The sequence below is a fragment of the Nostoc flagelliforme FACHB-838 genome (assembly GCF_014698065.1).
Lineage (GTDB): Bacteria > Cyanobacteriota > Cyanobacteriia > Cyanobacteriales > Nostocaceae > Nostoc > Nostoc flagelliforme_B.
Map to the genome: position 1 here is coordinate 15,877 of NZ_JACJSI010000017.1, position 20,156 is coordinate 36,032.

At 42.7% G+C, this 20,156-nt stretch carries 16 protein-coding genes and 1 pseudogene; 6 read left to right on the forward strand and 11 right to left on the reverse strand.

Annotated features, from left to right (window positions below; all coding sequences use genetic code 11):
• Window positions 1–353: 353 nt before the first annotated feature.
• Window positions 354–1,886 (reverse strand): SagB/ThcOx family dehydrogenase, encoded by a 1,533-nt coding sequence (locus tag H6G97_RS11370; protein ID WP_190940788.1) that lies wholly within the window; start codon window positions 1,884–1,886, stop codon window positions 354–356.
• Window positions 1,887–2,175: 289 nt separating this feature from the next.
• On the opposite strand from H6G97_RS11370, the gene H6G97_RS11375 reads away from it, so the two are divergent.
• Together H6G97_RS11375 and H6G97_RS11380 are read left to right on the forward strand one after the other, a co-directional pair.
• Window positions 2,176–3,012: an alpha/beta fold hydrolase gene (locus H6G97_RS11375; RefSeq protein WP_190940719.1), complete on the forward strand. Its 837-nt coding sequence runs from the start codon at window positions 2,176–2,178 to the stop codon at window positions 3,010–3,012.
• A gap of 271 nt (window positions 3,013–3,283) precedes the next feature.
• Window positions 3,284–5,149: a protein kinase domain-containing protein gene (locus H6G97_RS11380; RefSeq protein ID WP_190940720.1), complete on the forward strand. Its 1,866-nt coding sequence runs from the start codon at window positions 3,284–3,286 to the stop codon at window positions 5,147–5,149.
• A 295-nt stretch (window positions 5,150–5,444) separates the two neighbouring features.
• Here H6G97_RS11380 and H6G97_RS11385 read toward each other — a convergent pair.
• From H6G97_RS11385 to trxA, 7 genes and pseudogenes are all read right to left on the reverse strand, one after another.
• Window positions 5,445–6,134 (reverse strand): annotated as a pseudogene (locus tag H6G97_RS11385) (glutathione binding-like protein); the annotation flags it as partial.
• A gap of 132 nt (window positions 6,135–6,266) precedes the next feature.
• Window positions 6,267–7,043, reverse strand: a complete 777-nt coding sequence (locus H6G97_RS11390) for a class I SAM-dependent methyltransferase (protein ID WP_190940721.1) — start codon at window positions 7,041–7,043, stop codon at window positions 6,267–6,269.
• Window positions 7,044–7,077: 34 nt separating this feature from the next.
• Window positions 7,078–7,767 (reverse strand): SDR family NAD(P)-dependent oxidoreductase, encoded by a 690-nt coding sequence (locus H6G97_RS11395; RefSeq protein WP_190940722.1) that lies wholly within the window; start codon window positions 7,765–7,767, stop codon window positions 7,078–7,080.
• Between the two features lie 287 nt (window positions 7,768–8,054).
• Complete coding sequence (locus H6G97_RS11400) at window positions 8,055–8,720, reverse strand: nitroreductase family protein (RefSeq protein WP_190940723.1); 666 nt, start codon at window positions 8,718–8,720, stop codon at window positions 8,055–8,057.
• A 205-nt stretch (window positions 8,721–8,925) separates the two neighbouring features.
• The gene (locus H6G97_RS11405; RefSeq protein WP_190940724.1) at window positions 8,926–10,038 is read right to left on the reverse strand and encodes an alkene reductase; all 1,113 of its coding nucleotides are present in this window, start codon (window positions 10,036–10,038) and stop codon (window positions 8,926–8,928) included.
• A 220-nt stretch (window positions 10,039–10,258) separates the two neighbouring features.
• On the reverse strand, window positions 10,259–10,612 hold the full coding sequence (locus H6G97_RS11410) for an SDR family NAD(P)-dependent oxidoreductase (RefSeq protein ID WP_277883288.1): 354 nt from the start codon (window positions 10,610–10,612) through the stop codon (window positions 10,259–10,261).
• Between the two features lie 187 nt (window positions 10,613–10,799).
• On the reverse strand, window positions 10,800–11,123 hold the full coding sequence (gene trxA, locus H6G97_RS11415) for a thioredoxin (protein WP_012412473.1): 324 nt from the start codon (window positions 11,121–11,123) through the stop codon (window positions 10,800–10,802).
• 81 nt (window positions 11,124–11,204) lie between these two features.
• Here trxA and H6G97_RS11420 point away from each other — a divergent pair, with 81 nt between their 5' ends.
• A complete protein-coding gene (locus H6G97_RS11420) occupies window positions 11,205–11,555 on the forward strand; it encodes an ArsR/SmtB family transcription factor (RefSeq protein ID WP_190940725.1) in 351 nt (116 codons plus the stop codon).
• A gap of 35 nt (window positions 11,556–11,590) precedes the next feature.
• On the opposite strand, the gene H6G97_RS11425 is transcribed toward H6G97_RS11420, so the two are convergent.
• From H6G97_RS11425 to H6G97_RS11435, 3 genes are all read right to left on the reverse strand, one after another.
• Window positions 11,591–12,370: a nucleotidyl transferase AbiEii/AbiGii toxin family protein gene (locus H6G97_RS11425; protein WP_190940726.1), complete on the reverse strand. Its 780-nt coding sequence runs from the start codon at window positions 12,368–12,370 to the stop codon at window positions 11,591–11,593.
• On the reverse strand, window positions 12,367–12,603 hold the full coding sequence (locus tag H6G97_RS11430; protein WP_190940727.1) for a hypothetical protein: 237 nt from the start codon (window positions 12,601–12,603) through the stop codon (window positions 12,367–12,369). Before H6G97_RS11430 ends, H6G97_RS11425 begins: the two co-directional genes overlap by 4 nt.
• Before the next feature lie 79 nt (window positions 12,604–12,682).
• Window positions 12,683–13,942 carry a glycosyltransferase gene (locus H6G97_RS11435; RefSeq protein ID WP_190940728.1) on the reverse strand — a complete coding sequence of 420 codons (1,260 nt, stop codon included), beginning with the start codon at window positions 13,940–13,942 and terminating at the stop codon, window positions 12,683–12,685.
• 123 nt (window positions 13,943–14,065) lie between these two features.
• On the opposite strand from H6G97_RS11435, the gene shc reads away from it, so the two are divergent.
• The 3 genes from shc to argJ all read left to right on the forward strand — a co-directional run bounded on the left by shc (window position 14,066) and on the right by argJ (window position 19,753).
• Window positions 14,066–15,982, forward strand: coding sequence for a squalene--hopene cyclase (gene shc / locus H6G97_RS11440; RefSeq protein WP_190940729.1), 1,917 nt, complete (start codon window positions 14,066–14,068; stop codon window positions 15,980–15,982).
• A gap of 369 nt (window positions 15,983–16,351) precedes the next feature.
• Window positions 16,352–17,827 carry an Asp-tRNA(Asn)/Glu-tRNA(Gln) amidotransferase subunit GatB gene (gatB, locus tag H6G97_RS11445; RefSeq protein WP_190940730.1) on the forward strand — a complete coding sequence of 492 codons (1,476 nt, stop codon included), beginning with the start codon at window positions 16,352–16,354 and terminating at the stop codon, window positions 17,825–17,827.
• A gap of 684 nt (window positions 17,828–18,511) precedes the next feature.
• Window positions 18,512–19,753: a bifunctional ornithine acetyltransferase/N-acetylglutamate synthase gene (argJ, locus tag H6G97_RS11450; protein WP_190940731.1), complete on the forward strand. Its 1,242-nt coding sequence runs from the start codon at window positions 18,512–18,514 to the stop codon at window positions 19,751–19,753.
• The last annotated feature ends 403 nt before the right edge of the window (window positions 19,754–20,156 follow it).

A 20,156-nucleotide genomic window follows, 5' to 3' on the forward strand; every position in this document is an offset into this window, starting at 1 on the left:
AAAAGAAGCAAGAAGATGGGGAAAAGCAAAGATCAACAAATCCTAACTGGAGTTTACAGTGGAGATATCACTACAAAAATACTTTAGCTTGTATTACGAGATAAAACCACATCTAATCCCAAAAAAAAGGTTGATATTTTTTTGTGACGGCAAAATTTAAGTAATAGTGGTAGTATTGTACAATTGTTTAGATAAAAATATTGACAGCGTAAATTTGCTGGCAATATTTGAGGTTAAAAAACCGCAAAGAGTTTATACTCCTATGCAATAGCAAGCTACACATAACGTCTTGTAGATAAGAAGTTAAAAATCTTTGTGGATTTTATATGATGTGCAGTTGTCAGTACTATATTTTATCTTGGATGTCCCAATGTAGTAATATATAGAACAGCCTCATCAGTAGGGATACCTAAAACTTCATTCACTTGGTCATCAAAGAATCCACCGATGCCACTAACGCCTACATTGAGATGCATTGCGGCTAAATTCAGGCGCTGTCCCAAATGACCTGCATCCATGTGTAAATAACGGTAAACGCGATCGCCATACTGTGCGATCGCAGCTTTCAAATCGGCTGTATGAAACAACACCGCTGCTGCATCTCGCCCTAATTCTTGTCCCAAACAGAGAAAATGTAGCTCTCGGCGAAAGTTTTTAAACCGAATTTGGCGTAATTCTTGCGCTTTAGGTGCGTAATAATAACAACCCGCTTCCAATCCTTTAACTCCGCAAACAGCAATGAATGTTTCTATTAAATTCAGATCAAAATAGTCTGGAGAAATATCTAAACTTTGGTCAATGTAATTTTGCGGTTGGTAAGTAAAATCGAGTAAACTTTTCAATTCCTCGAAGCTTAAATCATCACCACTATAGGCGCGGGTAGAGCGCCGCTTGTACATAGTGATTTCCAGTTCTAACAGTTTTTGCCCCCACTCTATAGGTGCAGTAGTGGTGGGAATCTTTAAACAGAAAGGAAAATTGTATTTATCCTCCAAAGATTTTTCTTGTTTAATAACTGGTAGATTCAGATTGCCAGTTATACCCGATTGGATTTGGGTGTGTTGATGGAAATATGTCAGCAGTTCACCATCGGGGATTTGAGGATAATTGGTTTCGGTAGCGGAAGGTAAAGCAGTACATCCCAATGGCAAATTTTGATTGACATCTAACAAGTCTGCCAGAGGTAAGACAGCGATCGCACCTTCTTGTTGCGGATCAACATAAAGCAGATCGTTAACCGATTCATCTACAAAGCCGCCAATTAAGTGGGGGCGATAGTCAGTAATCGCACCAGCTAACTCGATATTACCCAACAGGTGTCCCGTATCCAGAAAAATTCGACGGTAAGCCCGATCTTCATAACGCCAGGCAGAACGATAGAATACCGCAGTAACAATAATTGCCAATTGGGTATTTTCTAAAGAAGGATGCCAGAAACAAGCTGCTTGGAGGCTTTGCCAAACATCACTTTCCCAATAATGCATGAGAGAATGAGTTCGACACTGGTAGTTATACAAACCCGGCGGTAATAACGACGTACCACGGGAAACCACATAAACCTCAGCAGGGTATAATCCGCCTGCACTGGGAGCAGCACGTAAATACACCGCACTACCCATAGAAGGCATTTTTGCCGTCAATCCATAGCTGCGAAACAACAGCCGTGAAAGTCTTTGCCACCATTGAGCATCCGGGTTATTAGCATAAGCCTCTGGTTTTTCTTGGATATAGGGTTTGAGATCAAAAGTAGAGCCAATTTTGTATTCTTTAAAGGGCACTGGCTGTTTAGCCCAGTCTAACTGCTGACTTTTAGAGGCTAGAGTCTCAGGGTTGTATTTAGTCCGTTCGTGATAGTGCTGGGCAATCGATTGGTGTAATTCTGGCATAGTACTTTTAATATCCTTGGGGCATCCTTTTCTTGATCTTGGCATTCATTAGCCTCATTATTTCGTGTCAATTGGTACAATCCTCAGAGTCACAAAGTGGTAATTGGTAACAGTTGGATTGGAGATTGAAGATTGGGGATTGGAGATTGAAGATTGGAAATTGGGGATTGAGCATGGTTATTCTCCTCTGCTCCCCCTGCCCCCTGCCCCCTGCCTCCTGCCCCCTGCCCCCCACCTTCCGCAGTACCATATAAACGCAAAAAAACTATCTACAGATGGATGTGCAATAATGCCTGTACGTCAAACTTTATCAAAGTCTGATATCCAACTTTCTTATTTAGAGTGGAATCAAGGTCAAGAACCTTTACTGCTGTTACATGGCTTAGGCGACCATGCTCTGGTGTGGTCTAGTTTAGGAGATTACTTGGCGGCAGACTACCACATAATTGCACCGGATATGCGCGGACATGGCCAAAGTAGTAAACCAGAGATAGAGTATAGCTTTGAGAGTGCGATCGCAGACCTTGAAGCACTCATGGATCATCTTGGATGGACTTTTGCTCACATTATAAGTCACTCGTGGACAGGAAAATTAGCCGCTATCTGGGCAAGACAAAACCCAAAGCGTTTGCGGAGTATAATTCTGGTCGATCCGATTTTCATCTGGAAAATGCCCAGTCTTCTCAGAGTAACTTTTCCGGCATTGTATCGCTTCTTGCCTTTTCTTAAAAGTATGGGCCCCTTTACAAGTTATGAAGAAGCCGAACAACAAGCACGGCAATTAAAGCAGTATCAAGGATGGAGTTCTTTGCAGCAGCAAGTCTTTCATGCAGGGATAGAACAAAAACCCGATGGCAGTTGGGGCAGCAAATTTACCATAGCCGCCCGCGACGGGATTTTTGAGGCAGTCATGGAAGTGCCCGGTTTTACAATTCCCATTGACACCCCTGCCCTATTCGTCCAGCCAAAACAAGGACTCAACCGCCAAAATTGGCAAATCCAACCCTACAAAACCTATCTTAAAAACTTACGCATCTGCCAAGTTCCCGGCAATCATTGGCCATTTTTGACACAACCAGAGGCATTTAACCAAACAGTGGCAGCTTTTTTGGCAGAAGACAGATAGAAAATCTCATGATTATTGGACGGGATTATCATACAGCAACATGAAGAATTAATAGGAGCGATGTTTAGGGGGATTGGGCATGAGGCATTGGTCACTTGTACTGAACTTTCCCGTTGGCGCAGCATCTCCCCCAATACTGCTTGGTTAAAGGCAAAAGGGTAAGGGGAAAAGGAGTGTAAGGCTCAATATATAAGGTTTTTCCCCTTTAACCCTTTCCCTTTCCCCCATCTTTCTCATCTCCCCACTCCCCACTCCCCCAGATTCCCCACTCATGAGCCTTTGTATCAATCCCGTTTGCTCTAAACCAAATCACCCGAATAATCATCAAAACCGCTTTTGTCAAAGTTGTGGTTCCCATCTGGAATTGCTAGGGCGTTATCGGGTGGCGTGCCTGTTGAGTGACAAAACAGGGTTTAGTAAAGTTTATGAGGCATACGAACAAAATACCCCCAAAATTCTCAAGATACTTAAAGAGGATCTATCTGGCGATGCCAAAGCAGTAGAACTATTTCAGCAAGAAGTAACTGTGTTGGAACAACTCAACCATCCCGGCATTCCCAAAGAAGATAGTTACTTCCAGTATCAAACCCGAAATGGTTTAGTGTTGCATTGCATTGCAATGGAAAAAATTGCTGGCTACAACTTAGAACAGTGGCTAAAGCAGCAAAATTGCCCCATATCTCAAGAACAAGCCATAGACTGGTTAAGACAATTGATAGAAATTTTAGATGTAGTGCATGGTAAAAAATATCTACATCGAGATATCAAGCCATCTAACATCATGATTAAATTCCCCTTTGAGAAGGGTTGGGGAAATTTAGTACTAATTGATTTTGGCACTGCCACTGAAATTACCCAAACCTATCAAGACCAACTCAACAACAGCGACCAGATGACAGCACTTATGTCATCTGGTTACAGCGCCCCAGAACAAATGAATGGTCAAGCAGCACCGCAATCAGATTTCTTTGCTTTGGGACGCACCTTTGTATTTTTGCTGACGGGCTACCATCCTTTGGAAATGTATGATGTCCAGCACAATTTGTTGCACTGGCAAAATCATGCCATTCATATTTCACCCTTACTGTTGAATTTAATTGATAAGCTAACAGCATCAGATATAGAAAAACGCCCTGCCAATACTCAGGAAATTTTGCATTCCCTAGAAGAAATTGAAACTCAATTTACAGAAATCAATCTTAAAAATACTAATACACTCGAAAATTCTCAAATTGAACATTTATCTGTACCTATTAATAACAATCTATCGGCGCAGTCAGGAGAAATACTGCCTTCTGCCTCCTCCGACCAGAAGGAGCAAGGGCTTAAGACCTCCAGTGAAAAAGAGTTCAGGGCTGCTAAATCATCCGGGGATTCGACCTCGGATGATTTAGTCCTCTTATCTCCTTCAATACCTACACATAAGCAACCAGAAAAAGTACCCCTATTAGCATTTTTTGCAGTTATGTTACTAGCTTTAGGATTACTTAGTATAGTTACTTTAGCAACGCAAAAATCTGATTTTTCGGAAATATCAAATTATAGACAATATCCCGAAAAAAAAGGTAATGTCGATTATTTTGATTATAAAGCAGGTAGAGATAGTCAGGGAAGGGTAGCTGAGTTTAATATAGCGGTCTTATCAGTAGAATATAAATGGCTTTTAGGTAGCAATTTTCAAATTAAATATAATGATGAAATTATTAGCCTTAACCTTTTAAATTTAAACTTAGAACAAGGAAGCATAAAGAAGATAATGGAAGCTCCTAGGGAAATTATTTCTGTAGGCACAGCTTCGTGTAAAGGTGATACACCAGTTCAAGAGCGTGTGGCTTTAGAACGTTCTAAGCAAATACAAGTTTTAGTGAAAAAATTATTTATTAATACACCAAGCGTTAAAGGTTATCGCCTATTAAATTTGGGTCAATTTCAGCGAAGTGAGTGTAAAGAAACTCAGGATATCACTACATATCAGAGAAGTATTATAATAATTGGGGTTAAAAAAGAATCATCAGGCGTGATTCTCGATGAGGCGCTACGGGATAGGTTAGAAAAGAAGCCTTTTGCTGATTTTAAATTAGAAGATTATTCTTTGGGGTCAGCACAGAAGTTTAAGACGATACCGAGCAATCTGTAAAATCTTTGGTACATCAGTGCATAGGCATAGCTCATTGTAGATATCGCCACTTTATACCAATTTAATATGAAGCTGTATAGAAAAAGAGAAGTAGGGGCACGGCATGTTCCCTACGGGTATACCTTGCATAAACGAGAACCGCTATATTAGAGCTAATACCAATTCAAATAATGTTTGCGACACATCAATTATTTGTAAGGGTACAACATTGTTGTGCCCCTACCCATCTGTCGCATTCTTTTTTCAAATTGGTATAACTTAGCGATCGCCACAGTGACAAGACAATTCTAAAGGCTCAAGGCTGAATAGTTTTCGCCGATTGGTTAAATAACAAATTTCGTGACTTATCTGGATCGAGCGCTTCAGTTTTCAATGCTTCGGCTTTCTCGTAAGCGCGAATTGTTGCTGGACGGGCTTTGATTGCCTCAAACCAGCGTTTAACATGAGGAAAATCCTCTAGATTTTGACTTTGGCGTTCATGGGGCACGATCCAGGGATAAGCAGCAATATCGGCGATGGAATAATCGCCAGCCACAAATTCTCTATCTGCTAGTTGCTTATTTAGTACTCCATATAAGCGTCCCGTCTCATTCACATAGCGGTTAATGGCATATTCAATCTTTTCGGGAGCATAAGTACTAAAGTGATGATTTTGTCCCGCCATTGGCCCGAGTCCTGCCATTTGCCAGAACAACCATTCTAAAACTTGAGTGCGTTGGCGTAAATCTTGGGGGATTAATTTTCCAGTTTTTTCTGCCAAATATAGCAAAATTGCACCAGACTCAAATATAGAAATTGGCGCACCTCCATCTGCTGGTTTGTGGTCAACGATCGCTGGGATACGATTGTTAGGAGAAACTTTCAAAAATTCTGGTTTAAATTGATCTCCAGCCCCAATATTCACAGGAATTATGGTATAAGGTAAGCCAATTTCTTCCAATAAAATCGTAATCTTGTGACCGTTTGGAGTTGTCCAATAATAAAGTTAAATCATGGTTATTTCTCCTAAAATTGTGCAATTTTTTTGTAGTTTAATAGTGCGTTACAGACATCTCTGCTATTCATATAACTGATAATCAACTAATCCAGGCTTTATTTGACACCTGTTAATTATGAATTAAGAATTAGATTGCGGTGATTTTGCGATCGCAGCCCAAACTCGATGGTGAACCTGAAGAATTGGTGTAGGATATTTCGTTTCGAGTAATGTCGCCAATTCTTGGTCAAATACTTCAACCTCTTCGGGTGTCAAGCTGGCTCCCACGCCAGCACTAGCACGAATTCGTCCCCGCCAGTCTTCGTGTGTGTAAGACACAAATACATCATAAGAAAATGTACGAATTTCTCGAAATCCTCCTTCGCCAATGTCTTGTAACCACAGGGGATACAAGCCATTACCGCCGCCCATATTCCACGCTGGATTATGAGCTTTGATCAGTTGTTCTGTTGCGTCAACTACATTACCTTTTAAGGGTATCCAATCAAAATGTGCGATCGCAAGCGAGCCATTTTTTCTCAATATCCGAGTAATTTCTTGGACAACACGCAAACGGTCAAACCAATGCCAACACTGCCCCGCTGTCACCACATCAGCACTTGCGTCTGGTAACTCGGTATTCTCGGCAGTTGCGACCCGATAATCTACTTTCAGTTGGGCAGATTCGCTTAACTGCCTCGCTTGTTCTAAAAGTGAGGCTGATGGATCTATGCCAATTACATAAGCACCTCTATCAGCAAAGCCCCGCGCTAGCGTTCCTGTTCCTGTGCCGAGGTCAACAATATTCTGCCCTGGTAAACCTATACCATATTCAGACAGTTTGTTAAATAATGAACTGGGAAAACCAGCACGGTGTTTTGCATAATCAGCAGCAGTTGCACCAAAATCGATTTTCATACCTACAAAACCATTCTTGTAACAATAGTCGAGGCTAGAAGTTCTCTACCCAGGGACGTAGTTCTACTTCATAAGTCCAAGCACTGCGGGGTTGGCGGAGAATACTGAGATAAGTTTGAGCGATGGCATCCGGGTCAAGGGTACTATCAGGATTATCTACTGGATCTTGGCGGTCTGTAGAGCGAATTGCACCATCAATTACGAAATGCGCCACATGAATATTCTTTGGTGCTAATTCTCTGGCAATACTCTGAGCCAAACCGCGTAGTGCAAATTTACCCATTGCAAAAGGGGCAGACTGAGCATAACCCTTAACACTCGCTGAGGCTCCAGTAAAAAATATAGCACCGCCACCAAGTTGCAAAAACCTTTTGGTAGCAGCTTGGGCAACGAGAAAGCCTCCATAAGCAGTTACATCTAGGGTTTTTGCTACTTCAGCAGGGTTTAAATCAACAAGAGATCCCCGCACCCGAAAGCTAGGATTGTAAATGACAATATTCGGGGAACCAACTTTATTATCAATATCAACAAATAACTGCTCTACTTCATCTGGCTTTGAGGCATCAGCGGCGAAACTAACTGCGCCAATTTCACTGCTCAATTGAGTGAGTTTTTCAATTTGACGAGCCGCTAAAGCTACGGTGAATCCTTCTTTGGCAAATAGACGAGCTAAAGAAGCGCTCAACCCACTACCTGCACCGACAATTAAAGCTGTTGTTGACATATTTTCAACCTGTAGTGCCTATTCTGCCTAGCTTAGAGCTTTTATTAATGCCATTCGATTAAAACATTCAAAGATTAAGAATTGAGCGTCAAAAGAGGCAAGGGGGCAGGGGAGAATAACCATGCCCAATACCCCATTCAATACTTTTCGGTTAAACGAGAAAGGGGAAAGGGAAAGGGTTTAAATTTACCTTTCCCCCTTTGCCCTTTAACCTTTTCCCAGACCAAAAGAGAGATTATTGGGTTTATCCGAAAAGTGTTGATACCCCATTCCCAAATTAGAGAGAACTAGCCTGCATAAGGATTGCCAATTCTATCCACAGAGACATTAGAAGAGAATGGTAAACGACCTGGATTTAAGCGTGGTTCGGCTGCATAGCCAACAGGAACAACAACAGCGATCGCTAAATCTGGATTATCCCCAGCCCCAATCACTTGCTTCACCTGATCCTCAATCCAACCGTTCATAAAACAAGTGGATAGCCCCAGGCTTTCTGCTGCTAACACCAAATGAGTAGCGGCAATAATGGCATCTTTGATCGCATATTCGCGTCGCTTCTCACCTAGCCCAGCCTGAAATTGCGGGATAGCGGTTTTAAAGTAGTTTACCGTGCCTTCATTCCATGCCCCAGTTTCAAGTCCCCGCTCTAGAATTGGGGTCAAGTTTTGTTCGCCTGCGTTAGGATCGGCGGCAAAGACGAAGGTTACAGGTGCTTGAACAATTTGCTGTTGATTCCACGATGCGGCTGACAATGCTGCCTTTTGCGCCTCATCTTGCACAAAAATAATTTGCCAGTCTTGGATATTATAGCTGCTGGGCGCTGCCACAGTTAACTCTACCAGTTGCTTGAGTAGTTCTGGGGCAATGGGGTCTGTTTTGAAAGTTTTGATTGAACGGCGTTGAGCGATCGCACTTGGTACATCTAAAGGTTGGGTTTGGGTGATGGAACTCATGAAATTCTCCTGATAGTTGAGTTATGACCAAAAAATTCGTAATGACGTTTACACACTCGCTACCACTGCGCTAACGCAATTACGATACAAGCAAATTTATTTATTCAAAAAACAAAAATAAAAATTATTCCTTGTTTCAGAACAAACTACTTGCCTACGGTACACGCAAGGGAACAATCCTGAGAGCATAATTACGAATTACGAATTACGCCTTAGCTACCGGTTCATTAGCAGCCGACCAAAATGGATAATCTGTATAACCTTCTTCACCGCCACCATAAAAGGTTGCTTGATCTGCTTCATTTAGTGGTGCATTTAAAGCCAAGCGTCGGGGTAAATCGGGGTTTGATATAAATAATGTGCCAAAGGCAACTAAATCTGCTGCTTTGCTTGCCAGTACAGCATCGCCTTTTTCACGAGTATAACCACCATTGACGATGAGTGTACCTGTAAAGCGATCGCGTATATGACTAGTGGGTACAATTATTCCGCCATGTCGGATGTCTGCTTCTGTTGCTTCATAAATATGCAGATATGCCAAATTAAACTGGTTCAACGCTTGAGCCGCATAACCGAATGTCTCCAGGGGATTGGAATCACCTATATCGTTAAAAGTCCCACTGGGAGATAAACGTACCCCTACTCTGTTAGAATCCCACACACTAGTTACCGCCTCTGTCACTTCTAACAGTAATCGGGCGCGATTCTCAATGGAACCGCCATATTTATCTGTACGTTGATTGGTGCGATCGCGGAGAAACTGATCTATTAAATAACCATTAGCTGAGTGAATTTCTACCCCATCAAACCCAGCTGCTAGAGCATTTGCTGCTCCCTGACGATAGTGTTCTACTATTTGTGGTATTTCTGAAGTTTCTAAAGCGCGGGGAGTAACATAAGGTTTTGGCCCCTCATAAGTTGAAGCTTCACCTTTAGGAGCAATGGCAGAAGGTGCCACTGGTAAAGCTCCATTTGGTTGTAAATCAGGATGGGAAATCCTGCCTACATGCCATAGTTGTAGAAAAATTCTCCCTCCGTGCTGATGTACGGCATCGGTTACTAACTTCCATCCTTCCACCTGTTCTGGTGAATGAATTCCTGGTGTAGCGGGATAGCCCTGTCCTTCAGGAGTTACCTGTGTTGCTTCGGCAATAATCAGTCCGGCGGAAGCACGTTGAACGTAATAGGTGGCATTCAATTGGTGTGGTACATTTCCTTGACCTGCCCTATTTCGAGTTAAGGGTGCCATTACTATCCGGTTAGGTAGTTCTAAATTCCCTAATTGGTAAGCAGAGAATAAGTTGATATCAGTAGTCATTGGTTATATCTCCAAATTATTTTAGTCATTAGTCATTGGGCATTGGTCATTGGTTATTTCTCCTTGTTCCTAATCCCCGCACAAAGCACATTAACTAGACTAATCGACCGAATAACGCCACCATCTACCCGCAAAGCTGCACCATTAGTTGCTGAAGCTACAGGGCTAGAAAGGTAAACTACGATCGCTGCTAATTATTCATTAGTTGTAGAGCGTTTGATTAAGGAACTTGGACGCACATTCTAAAAAAACTCAGCCTCAACTTCCGTTGGGCTAATGCCACGTTCCTGCCCCAACTGGGAAATAAATTGTTTATCAGGATATCAACGTGAGGAACTTCTTGAAAGAGTTTCTCTACCCCTAATGCAGTACCTGTGTCAGCAATAACACCAGAAACTTTCGCATCGGGTGTAAAATGCTTAATTTTAGCGATCGCTTGATTTACTCGTTCTTCAGAACGACCGTTGAGAATCACTAATGCACCCTCTTGGGCTAACCCAACAGCGATCACCAAACCAATACCTGCGGTTGAGCCACTCACCAGCGCGGATTTACCATGCAATTTCAAGTCCATTTCGCTCTTTTCCCGTTAGTTGAAACAGAATTTACGAGTCAGAAATTGGGAGTAGGGAGTGGAAAATGGGGCATTAGTAATTGGGCACAAGAGGGAAAGGGGAAGGGTGCAGAGGAGAGGAATTTTCCCCCTGCTCCCTGCTCCCCTACTCTCTACCCCCTAATCCCTAATCCCCACTCCCCTTAAATTAAAGATGCTGTGCTAAGGTCTTATTCAAGGTAGTTTTTGGGACTGCCCCTACGACAGTATCAACCTGGCGACCTCCCTTAAAAACCATCAGTGTGGGAATGCTGCGAATTCCATAATGGCTGGCGACAGTAGGATTTTGATCTGTGTTCAACTTCACAAATTTCACCTGTCCTTCGTATTCAGCAGCAACTTCATCGACGACTGGGCCCACCATCCGGCAAGGGCCACACCACGGGGCCCAAAAGTCCACTAATACCGGAATTTCACTTTCCAAGACTTCTTGCTTGAATGTGGCTTCTGTGACATTTGTAATGGATGACATAAAATTGCCTTCCTAATTAATTCTATAATTCGATAATATCGAATAATAAAAATATATGCCACCTGATGAGATAATGCAACTATGAGATTTCTTTATCATCCAGATAGAAAAAATATTTCTTTACCGGGCGTGTTATATGCATTGGGCGATCCAGTCCGGCTAGAGATTGTGCGGCGGTTGGCTACTGAGGGGGAACAATGCTGTGCCAGTTTTGATTTTGCGATCGCTAAGTCTACTATGTCCAATCACTTTAAGATTTTGCGGGAGTCTGGGATAGTCTTTACACGTAAAGAAGGGACACAGCACATTAATATCCTGCGGCGTGAAGATTTAGAGGTGCTATTTCCAGGGTTACTGGATGCGATATTGAAAGCGGCTCAACCATTGCCTGTTAGTCCTGCGAGTACTAAACAAACAGCTTCAAGGAATTAGGAATGGGAATGGGGAATGGGGCGATCGCTACCTGTTTAAGAATCTTCTAGTGTTTCTTTCTGTATTTCTAAATCAGCAAAGATATCATGTTGTTCTCGAAAAAGCCTTAGAGTCTGAGATAAACCCAAATCTGTAGATAGTAAATCAATACCGTCGATAATTTTGGGTATCTGAGCTTGATCAACTTGCAGGCTGAGAAAGCATTTCTCCCTGTAATCTGGTCTTCCCTGAAAGAGTTCGATCGCTCTTTTCAAAGGGCGCATAACCTGATAGGCTTTTTCAGCCTTCTCAATTGATGCTTGAGGGATTGGAGATTGCAGCCTGAGAATTGCTAGATCGATTAAATCTCTTGCCTCAACGCTGTCATCTGCGTAACGGTCAGAGTTGGACAGCAGCTTAGAGGTAAAACAGTCATTAAGGCTTAAGCAAGGAACGAGTAACCACTTTGGATATCTTGGTGGGTCTAGTTGAAAACGAGTTTCGGCAATAATTTCCGTTTTAATCGGCACATCATCCACAAAAACGATCATCCGAATTCCATATTGGTCAGTTGTGCTACGTCCAACTTGGATTTTACTTAAATCCCGAAATAATGCTTCATGCCCACCCTCAAATACCACTGTCCGCAGGTATTTATAGCCTTCTGTACCAACGGAAGCGATAAAATCAACGTCCTTACTCCAGCGATATTCTTCAAACTCAAATGCAAGAAGGGTTCCGCCACCGAAGTAAGCAGAACCCTTCCTAAGTATGTCCGAATCTAAGGATTCAAGAACTGTGAGAATTTGATTATGGTGTTCTAACCTGAAGGTCATAAACAAACTTGCAACCAGGATTTATAGCGTCTGGCGAGTTCCTGAAGAAAATTGAGTTCTTCACCTTCAAGATTATTAAATAGATTGTGATACTGCCAGCCACGCTCATAGCGACTCAGCATTTCTTCTGAAGTAAACCGATATACATCGGCCGTCTGCCAGCAAATTGACTCCAGAAAAGGTAGCTTTTTGGGGACAATAACAGGATTATTTGTTGATGTTGCGGTTGTCATAATAATTTTAATCAACCACTTTTGGCTTACTCTAATTTTAGATTAACACTACTGATTTTAAAATTAAATTTTATCCCAACTATAAATTATCTGGGTTGGGATAAACTCTGCCTTTCCAAGCGCCGCCGCGTCCTTGCCAGTGACGTAGTGCTGAGTCTAGAGTCATCAGGGTATAAAGAAAAGCGATCGCAGGTAAGCTAAAGGCTAACCAGGGAGAACATTTATAAAAGCGGATTGTCGGGTAGTAAGCCAAAGTCATTAAAATCCATCCTAATAAACCTGTAAGTGCGATCGCCCAATTGCCCCAAACTGCACCCAGAATTACACATACAGGTGGAACTAGATAAATTAGAGGCATTCCTACCAAAGTTCCCAATAGTATTAATGGAGAATAATTCAGTTGGGTATAGGCAGTACGAGCAACCATATCCCAAATCGTCGCCAGCGAGTCATAGGGACGCAGACTCCGAGTTAAGGTACTCAATCCTAGCCAGATACGGCCGGGGGAGGCAGAGGGGCAGGGTGCGGGGGGCAGAGGGGAAAACTCTTCTCCCTTGCTCCCTGCTCCCTGCTCCCTGCTCCCCACTTCCCCACTCCTCTTAACAGCCTGAGCTAGGGCGCAATCATCGATTAAAGCTTGGCGAATGACTTGAATACCTCCGATTCGTTCTAAAGCTTCTCGGCTAATCAGAATAGATCCCCCAGCGGCGGCTGCTGTGGGATTATTGGGATTATTCACCCAGCGAAAAGGATAAAGTTTCTGGAAGAAAAAGACGAAAGCTGGAATCAAAAGTTTTTCCCAAAAGCTTTCACACCTAAGCCGCACCATTACAGAAACCAAGTCTAAATCTTCCTGCACAGCTTTCGCAACGAGTCGGCGGAGATTACCAGGATCGTGTTCGATATCTGCGTCTGTGAGCAAAAAATAGTCAGGTGCAAATTTACTAGCGCTGTTTATACCTTGCTCAACTGCCCAAAGTTTGCCTGACCAACCGGGGGGCAGTGGTTCGCCTGAGATAATATGCAATTGCTGGGGTTTACCTACAGCGTGTGCAACTCCTTCGGCAAAATTTGCTGTCTGGTCTGTGCTGCGATCATCTACCAAAAACACGTTGAAAGATCCAGGATAATCTTGGAGTAGGAGCGATCGCAAGGTGGTTGGTAACAATTGGGCTTCGTTACGGGCTGGAACGACCGCACAAACTACAGGTAACGATTGTAGCTGAGTTTCTCTAAGCTCTAATTGCTCGTCTGTCCGCCAAAACTGTCCCCAAAAACTCAATAATCCTAACCAAATTGTCAAGGATAAAAGCATCAATCCTAATACAATTACACCCATGACCTATTGCAAATTTTCAGTGACTCAGACACAATACTATGTCTACTGATAGAGGAAAAAGTTTTTTTTACTGTAGTGCGGTGTTCATAACTAGCGTTGAGTGTTGAGGTTAGATAGTATTTGATGCAAACACAAGACAGGGTAAAAGTCAATCAAGTCGCAACAGCGATCGCAGCCAGCCAAGAATATCTGCTTTCAATTAAAAATCCGGCAGGTTACTGGTGGGCAGAGTTAGAATCTAATGTCACTATCACTGCTGAAGTCGTTCTCCTGCATAAGATTTGGGGAACAGACCAAACAAGACCTTTACACAAAGTCGAAGCCTACCTGCGTCAAGAGCAACGGCAGCATGGCGGTTGGGAACTTTACTACGGTGATGGCGGAGAACTTAGCACCTCGGTTGAAGCTTATATGGCGCTGAGGCTGCTAGGTGTACCAGCAACCGATCCGGCAATGATTCGGGCACAAGCCTTTATTCTCCAACGGGGTGGTATTAGCAAAACTCGGATTTTTACCAAGTTGCACCTAGCCTTGATTGGCTGCTACAACTGGCGCGGTATTCCCTCACTACCGCCTTGGATAATGTTATTGCCGAAAGCTTTTCCAGTTAATATCTACGAAATGTCTAGTTGGGCACGTTCCAGCACAGTACCATTGCTGATTGTGTGCGATCGCAAACCTGTTTTTCTCACCGACTCAGCGATCAACCTAGATGAGCTATACGCTGAAGGTGTTGAGCGAGTCCGGTGGGAATTACCTGAAAGTGGCGATTGGACAGATTTATTCCTCACCCTCGATCAGGGGTTCAAGTTGGCAGAAAGTCTAAATTTAGTACCCTTTCGTCAAGAAGGCATTAAAGCCGCCGAAAAATGGATTTTAGAGCGCCAAGAGGCTACAGGCGACTGGGGCGGCATTATTCCGGCAATGCTGAATTCAATGCTAGCTTTGCGGTGTCTGGATTATGACCGAAGCGATCCCATTGTGGAACGAGGTTTGCAAGCAATTGATAACTTTGCCATTGAAACAGACAATAGCTACCGGATACAGCCTTGTGTTTCACCCGTTTGGGATACAGCTTGGGTGATGCGTGCTTTGATAGAATCTGGCTTTACACCAGATCATCCCGCCGTAGTGCAAGCTGGAGAATGGTTGTTGCAAAAACAAATTTTAGATTACGGAGATTGGGCTGTCAAAAATCGTCAGGGAAAACCAGGAGCTTGGGCGTTTGAGTTTGACAATCGCTTTTATCCCGATGTAGACGACTCGGCTGTGGTGGTGATGGCACTACATTTGGCGAAACTTCCGAATGAAAAAATCAAACAGGCTGCGATCGCTCGTGCGTTAAACTGGATTGCATCTATGCAATGTAAACCAGGTGGGTGGGCTGCCTTTGATTTGGATAACGATCAAGATTGGCTTAACTCCATCCCTTATGGTGACTTGAAAGCGATGATTGATCCAAACACCGCAGATGTTACGGCTAGAGTATTAGAAATGCTGGGTGCTTGTGATTTGTCAATTGATAGTGATAACTTGGAGCGATCGCTTACTTATCTTCTGCGCGAACAAGAAACCGAAGGCTGTTGGTTTGGCCGTTGGGGTGTAAATTATATCTACGGCACCAGTGGCGTCTTGTCAGCCTTGGCGTTAATTGACCCTCAAAGGCATAAACTCAGTATAGAAAGAGGAGCAGCTTGGTTAGTCGGATGTCAAAACTCAGACGGTGGTTGGGGTGAGACTTGCCGCAGCTACGACGATCCCAGCCTTAAAGGAAAGGGAAATAGTACTGCATCTCAAACTGCTTGGGCTTTAATTGGGTTGATAGCAGCAGGTGAAGCTACTGGTAAATTAGCTCTTGAGGTGATTGAACGAGGAATAAACTATCTGGTGGAAACTCAACAATCCGATGGTACTTGGTTTGAGGGAGACTTTACAGGTACTGGCTTTCCTTGCCATTTTTATCTGAAGTATCATCTGTATCAACAATACTTTCCTTTAATCGCTCTAGGTCGTTATCAAGCAGCAATTAAAAAGCTTTGAGAGATAGATTTCTTCAATTCTGATAATAAAATCTATCAATGTAGGTTGGGTTGTAGCAAGATCCCCGTAGGATACGGCAGTGAAATCTAACATGAACAAGGATCAAATGTCGGGTTTCATTCTTCAACCCAATCTACAGATATTATTAAGTATTTAACGGAACCCGAATATTATGCCAAACTAACGTCCTGCTATACTAATACTTTTTCTGGGTGACATAAATCCAAAATCTCTTAAACTTTGGGTTTGCACCTTTTTTATAAAGCTCAACAGGGTAAGCATTGCTCACCCAAATAACCGTCTTCAGGGCAACTCAATACGCCGCTACAATAGTAGCACTACAAGGATTATGCCCAATTTATTGATATTATGACCACTGCTACGACCGTAAAAACTGAGTATGAAGCGATTATTGGTTTAGAAACCCATTGTCAACTGAGTACCAACACCAAGATTTTCTCTAATAGCTCTACGGCATTCGGTGCTGACCCCAATACTAACATTGACCCGGTTTGTATGGGTTTACCTGGGGTCTTACCTGTACTCAATGAAAAAGTATTAGAATACGCCGTCAAGACTGGTTTGGCACTAAATTGTCAAATCGCTAAATATAGCAAATTTGACCGTAAACAGTATTTTTATCCAGATTTACCCAAAAATTACCAAATTTCTCAATACGATCTACCGATCGCAGAACATGGTTGGTTAGAAATTGAGTTGGTAGATGCTGAGGGAAATCCTATTCGTAAACGCATTGGTATTACGCGTTTGCACATGGAAGAAGATGCTGGAAAATTGGTACACGCAGGTAGCGATCGCCTCTCCGGTTCTTCCTATTCTCTGGTAGACTACAATCGCGCAGGTATCCCGTTAGTAGAAATTGTCTCCGAACCTGATTTGCGTTCTGGAATAGAAGCTGCTGAATATGCCGAAGAATTGCGCCGAATTGTCCGGTATCTCGGCGTGAGTGACGGCAATATGCAAGAAGGATCTCTGCGCTGCGATGTCAATATTTCTGTGCGTCCTGTGGGACGAGAGGAATTTGGCACCAAGGTAGAAATTAAAAACATGAACTCCTTCAGCGCCATCCAACGGGCGATTGACTACGAAATTGAACGTCAAATTGCAGCCATCGAAGCAGGCGATCGCATTATCCAAGAAACTCGACTGTGGGAAGAAGGCGCTCAACGCACAAGTAGTATGCGAGTGAAAGAAGGTTCTAGCGATTACCGTTACTTCCCCGAACCAGATTTAGCACCAATTGAGGTGTCAAATCAACAATTAGAGCAATGGCGTAGCGAACTACCAGAATTACCAGCCCACAAACGCCATCATTATGAAAGTGAATTGGGGCTTTCGGCTTACGATACGCGAGTGTTGACAGAAGATCGTTCAATAGCGGAATATTTTGAAACTGCGATCGCATCTGGAGCAAATGCCAAAGCTGCTGCCAACTGGATTACTCAAGATATTGCCGCACACCTCAATAAGCAAAAACTCACTATTAATGAAATCGCCCTGACTCCCACCAATTTAGCAGATATCATCACTCGCATCGAAACGGGCAAAATTAGTAATGCTCAAGCTAAAGAAAAGTTGCCAGATTTGCTCAGTGGTATTTCTCCTGAGAAGGCCTTTGCAGGTCTTGAGTTAATCACCGATCCTAGTGTACTGGAACCCATCGTTGATGAAGTCATAGCCGCCAATGTCAAAGAACTAGAAAAGTATCGCAACGGTAACACCAATCTCAAAGGCTTCTTTGTTGGACAAGTTTTGAAAAAGACAGGCAAACGTGCTGATCCTAAGTTGACTAACGAATTGGTAGAGAAGAAACTGAACGCCTAGTACCGCAAGGCAAAAGTCAAAAGTTTTGTATATCAAGGCTTTTGCAAGTTTTAAAGTAGTAGCTTGATTTACGCTCTGCGGTACTAGTAGTCTGTCAAGTCAAGTTTGCTGAGTGAGGGATGCAAAGGGGAATTGCAGTAAGTCTTTCCCCAATTCCCAATTCCTAATGCTCAACTAAGTAATTTCCCGGTGATTCTTCACAAAATCTTCATATACAAACTGGTGACAACCCGCATACATAAAATGATATGATGTGGTAAGTAGATGCACCCTGATGATCTGGAGAGCTGCCTAAGTAGCTCTCTTTATTTATTTGATTTTTGTGGTATTTACATATAAGTTCATAATATTATTAAAAATAATTTCAATAAATAAGTATTAACTCTTAGATTATAAAATATTGATTGTAGTCAGTAAATGCACTGTAATAATTTGAAGAGCGACCCAAGTGGCTCTCTTTTTTTGCTTTTTTCATAAGAAAAATAAAAACAATGATGCTAATGGCCAACAGGTGCATTATTATTGCCATCAGCAAATAAACTCACAATAAAAGAAAGTGGGGAGTGGGGGAAACAAGGGAAAACTAATAACTCTTAACTTCTAACTCCTAACTCAGCACTTTTTCAAAGCACTTTTCTAAAGTACAGATTGACCTATCCAACCTGATAGTTGTAAGGAAGAATAATGGCAGATTGGCAAGAAATAACAGGTGGTATCACAGCACCAAGGGGGTATCAGGCGGCGGGAATTACCGCAGGATTGAAACCTTCGGGGTTGCCAGATTTAGCTTTGATATTCTCAGAGGTGGAAGCGATCGCAGCTGGTGTATTCACCACCAGCCAAGTCAAAGCTGCCTGCGTAGAATATTGTCGCCAACGCTTGCAAGCCAAACATAGCGCTCGTGCCATCCTCTGCAACGCTGGACAAGCAAACGCCGCTACAGGAACTCAAGGCTATCTTGATACCTTAGAATCTGCTATGGCAATAGCCCAAGCCCTAAACATCTCGTCTGAATCTGTATTATTGGCTTCCACTGGTGTGATTGGTCAAAGAATTAAGATGGATGCTTTGCGAAGTGGAATTCCCAAGGTAGTAGCAGCGCTATCACAAACAGGCTCAGATGCCGCCGCCGGGGCGATTATCACTACAGACTTGGTAACAAAATCCATTGCCCTAGAGACAAGTATAGGCGATCGCCCGGTACGAATTGGCGGCATTGCCAAGGGTTCAGGCATGATTCACCCCAATATGGCAACCATGCTGGCATTTGTTACTTGTGATGCTATAGTTTCGCCAGCCCTTTGGCAGCAAATGTTAGCAAGGGCAGCAGATAGAAGCTTTAATTCCATTACCGTGGATGGCGATACCAGCACCAACGACAGCTTAATCGCCTTAGCAAATGGTCAATCTCGCACCCCAGCAATTACAGAATGGGGCGCAGAAGCAGAGAAATTAGAGGCGATGTTAACAGCAGTTTGTCAGCATTTAGCCAAAGCGATCGCTCGTGATGGTGAAGGCGCAACCTGTCTAATTGAAGTGGAAGTGACTGGCGCTCATGATGAAATTTCAGCCCGACAAATAGCCAAAACCATCGCCGGTTCATCCTTAGTTAAATCTGCAATCTTTGGACGCGATCCAAATTGGGGACGCATCGCCGCCGCCGCAGGGCGTGCAGGTGTACCCTTTGAGCAAGAAAACCTGCAAATTAAGCTAGGGAATTTCTTAATGTTAGAAAATGGGCAACCTCTCCAATTTGAGCGTGCAGCTGCGAGTGCTTATTTGAAAAAAGCATCGGTGGGTGCTTATCTCCAAGAAGATACGGTGTTAATTTCCGTTAACGTTGGCAATGGTCATGGTTCAGGTAAAGCTTGGGGTTGTGATTTGAGTTACGACTACGTGAAGATTAACGCCGAATACACTACTTAAACTACTCACAACGGTTTACTAAGTTGAGACATTAAAATCTCATTTACAGGTATAATGCCGTTTCACTTTCCGGTTGATACAAATACATTATGATTTAGGGGCGTACAGCTAGCTGTACGCCCCTAAATCATAATGTCAACATGATAGTCATTATAAATAAAAACTTATATATAACAAATTACTACTAAAGATTAAGTTACAAAAGAAGTAAAAATAGGGAATCATCAAGTAAACATAATAGTCTTCATAAATAAGAGTTGATATATTAAAAATTATTTCTATACCTAAGTAAAATAGATAAACTTTTCCTTATACATCCAATCTAATATTTGTTTAATAAATCTAGGCTTCGAGTTAACCAATTCGACTTCAAAGGCTGTAAACTAATTTCAACAAGGTAAAT

Bases quoted from the DNA above. Each gene is read 5' to 3' on its own strand.
- H6G97_RS11375 (WP_190940719.1), top strand. From the start codon at position 2,176: ATGCCTGTACGTCAAACTTTATCAAAGTCTGATATCCAACTTTCTTAT.
- H6G97_RS11435 (WP_190940728.1), bottom strand. From the start codon at position 13,942: ATGGGTGTAATTGTATTAGGATTGATGCTTTTATCCTTGACAATTTGG.
- H6G97_RS11420 (WP_190940725.1), top strand. From the start codon at position 11,205: ATGAGATTTCTTTATCATCCAGATAGAAAAAATATTTCTTTACCGGGC.
- H6G97_RS11430 (WP_190940727.1), bottom strand. From the start codon at position 12,603: ATGACAACCGCAACATCAACAAATAATCCTGTTATTGTCCCCAAAAAG.
- H6G97_RS11370 (WP_190940788.1), bottom strand. From the start codon at position 1,886: ATGCCAGAATTACACCAATCGATTGCCCAGCACTATCACGAACGGACT.
- shc (WP_190940729.1), top strand. From the start codon at position 14,066: ATGCAAACACAAGACAGGGTAAAAGTCAATCAAGTCGCAACAGCGATC.
- H6G97_RS11410 (WP_277883288.1), bottom strand. From the start codon at position 10,612: ATGGACTTGAAATTGCATGGTAAATCCGCGCTGGTGAGTGGCTCAACC.
- H6G97_RS11395 (WP_190940722.1), bottom strand. From the start codon at position 7,767: ATGTCAACAACAGCTTTAATTGTCGGTGCAGGTAGTGGGTTGAGCGCT.
- H6G97_RS11390 (WP_190940721.1), bottom strand. From the start codon at position 7,043: ATGAAAATCGATTTTGGTGCAACTGCTGCTGATTATGCAAAACACCGT.
- gatB (WP_190940730.1), top strand. From the start codon at position 16,352: ATGACCACTGCTACGACCGTAAAAACTGAGTATGAAGCGATTATTGGT.
- H6G97_RS11400 (WP_190940723.1), bottom strand. From the start codon at position 8,720: ATGAGTTCCATCACCCAAACCCAACCTTTAGATGTACCAAGTGCGATC.
- H6G97_RS11405 (WP_190940724.1), bottom strand. From the start codon at position 10,038: ATGACTACTGATATCAACTTATTCTCTGCTTACCAATTAGGGAATTTA.
- trxA (WP_012412473.1), bottom strand. From the start codon at position 11,123: ATGTCATCCATTACAAATGTCACAGAAGCCACATTCAAGCAAGAAGTC.
- H6G97_RS11380 (WP_190940720.1), top strand. From the start codon at position 3,284: ATGAGCCTTTGTATCAATCCCGTTTGCTCTAAACCAAATCACCCGAAT.
- argJ (WP_190940731.1), top strand. From the start codon at position 18,512: ATGGCAGATTGGCAAGAAATAACAGGTGGTATCACAGCACCAAGGGGG.
- H6G97_RS11425 (WP_190940726.1), bottom strand. From the start codon at position 12,370: ATGACCTTCAGGTTAGAACACCATAATCAAATTCTCACAGTTCTTGAA.